The sequence below is a fragment of the Priestia sp. P5_B4 genome (assembly GCF_056400385.1).
Genome location: NZ_JBFULJ010000890.1, coordinates 1 through 1,572 on the forward strand (window position 1 = coordinate 1; position 1,572 = coordinate 1,572).

Below are 1,572 nucleotides of genomic sequence, written 5' to 3' on the forward strand. Positions count from 1 at the left end.
CTATCTACTTCTTCTACAAATAGTGCACCTTCCTTTGTTAATTTTGCTTCCCAGCCTCGTTCAAATAAAAGAAATCCAAGATCTTTTTCTAACTTTTTAATATGAGCAGTGACGGTAGATTGAGCGTAATTCAATTTTTTTGCTGCAAGTGAAAACGTTCCTTCTGCCACAATTGTTTTAAACGTCGTTAATTCTTTAATTTCCACTTCCTAACCCCATCTCTATCGGTTTTTTCGATAATTATTAGACATGTTTTCAATTATACAAATGAAGAGTGTGGAAGTACACTGAATATAGAAAGGAAGATGATCGATGCCATTTGTTAACGTTTATTATCCAGAATGTCAATTAAACGATAAGGAATTAAAAAAAGTAAGCAATTGTATTCATCAGTCTTTAATCCAACATTTTCACATTCCAAAAGACGATTATTTTCAACTATTTTTACCATATCCACCTCAGCATTTTTTCTATGACTTACAGTATCTCTTAGAAAATGGGGGAAAAAGGACAGATCAAATGATTTATATCTCCATTACATGTGGGCAGGGGAGAACGATTCAGCAGAAAAAGAAGTTGTATCAATCTATTGCTGAGGAACTTTCCACTCACTTGAATATTTCTACAAATAATATTTTTATTACATTAAACGAGACACCCCTTGAAAACTGGTCATTTGGGCAAGGAATCGCACAAATGGTGAATCCAAAGGAGGGAAAATAGAATGAATAATCGCATTGAGTCTAAGCTGATGGAAGAAATGAGAGATCTTGCTCCTGACTTTGTGAAATATGGAGAAAATATTTTATTTGGAGAAGTGTGGAGAGACCCTACTTTAACCTCAAAAGAAAGAAGTTTAAGTACACTTTCCGCTTTAATCAGTATTGGCAACACCGAACAAATGCCTTTTCATCTGCAGTTGGCAAAAAAGAATGGAGTGACTGAAAAAGAAATTATTGCACTAATAACCCATATGGCTTTTTACGTTGGGTGGCCAAAGGCATCTGCGGCACTAAATTTAATAGCGAGACGATAATAATAATAAACATGTGTGAAAACGAGGTAGTGTTTGAAACCTCTGGTGACCTAGAGGTTAAAGAGGCTGCTTCCTAGAATTTTTGCTAGGACAACAAAAAAAGAGGTAAGGAATTATTATTTTCTTTTAGAAAATTTATTAAATATAATTAATATTAATAAAGATGCTGTCAAACAAATCAACCATTCTTCTTTTTCTCGATATTTGTCATACAAATTTCATTTTTCATCTTCACACGCAGAAAAGTTTGTGATAAAATTCACATGTGGAGATATCCATAAGGATCTAACACACTCTTGAATGTAAAGTAGAAAAAGCTATTTCACTCCGATGCCAATACGATTGAAATAGCTTTTTTTGCGTTCATATTATAAATGCGAAAAAATTGTTAGCATAATAAGGAAAGTTTATTTTTCGATTCTAACTAATGTTTTTTCAGGCATTTCAATAGCATCTATATCAAAGTAATGGATGTTTAAAGTTAGTTCTCCTTTTCGCTTTTCAGCTTCTTCTCCTATCCAACAACTATACAATTC

Annotated in this window: 3 protein-coding genes; 2 read left to right on the plus strand and 1 reads right to left on the minus strand. The window is 33.0% G+C overall.

The window, feature by feature from the left end:
• On the minus strand, positions 1 to 206 hold a 206-nt coding region (locus AC1DRF_RS27185), incomplete at its 3' end, for a LysR family transcriptional regulator (RefSeq protein WP_477742208.1).
• A gap of 106 nt (positions 207 to 312) precedes the next feature.
• Between AC1DRF_RS27185 and AC1DRF_RS27190 the strand changes: the two genes are divergently transcribed.
• Positions 313 to 723, plus strand: coding sequence for a tautomerase family protein (locus AC1DRF_RS27190; protein WP_097823031.1), 411 nt, complete (start codon positions 313 to 315; stop codon positions 721 to 723).
• Between the two features lies 1 nt (position 724).
• The gene (locus tag AC1DRF_RS27195) at positions 725 to 1,036 is read left to right on the plus strand and encodes a carboxymuconolactone decarboxylase family protein (RefSeq protein ID WP_377577372.1); all 312 of its coding nucleotides are present in this window, start codon (positions 725 to 727) and stop codon (positions 1,034 to 1,036) included.
• Positions 1,037 to 1,572 lie beyond the last annotated feature (536 nt).

Excerpts from the sequence above, each read along its gene's own strand:
- AC1DRF_RS27190 (WP_097823031.1), top strand. The coding sequence starts at position 313 with ATGCCATTTGTTAACGTTTATTATCCAGAATGTCAATTAAACGATAAG.
- AC1DRF_RS27195 (WP_377577372.1), top strand. The coding sequence starts at position 725 with ATGAATAATCGCATTGAGTCTAAGCTGATGGAAGAAATGAGAGATCTT.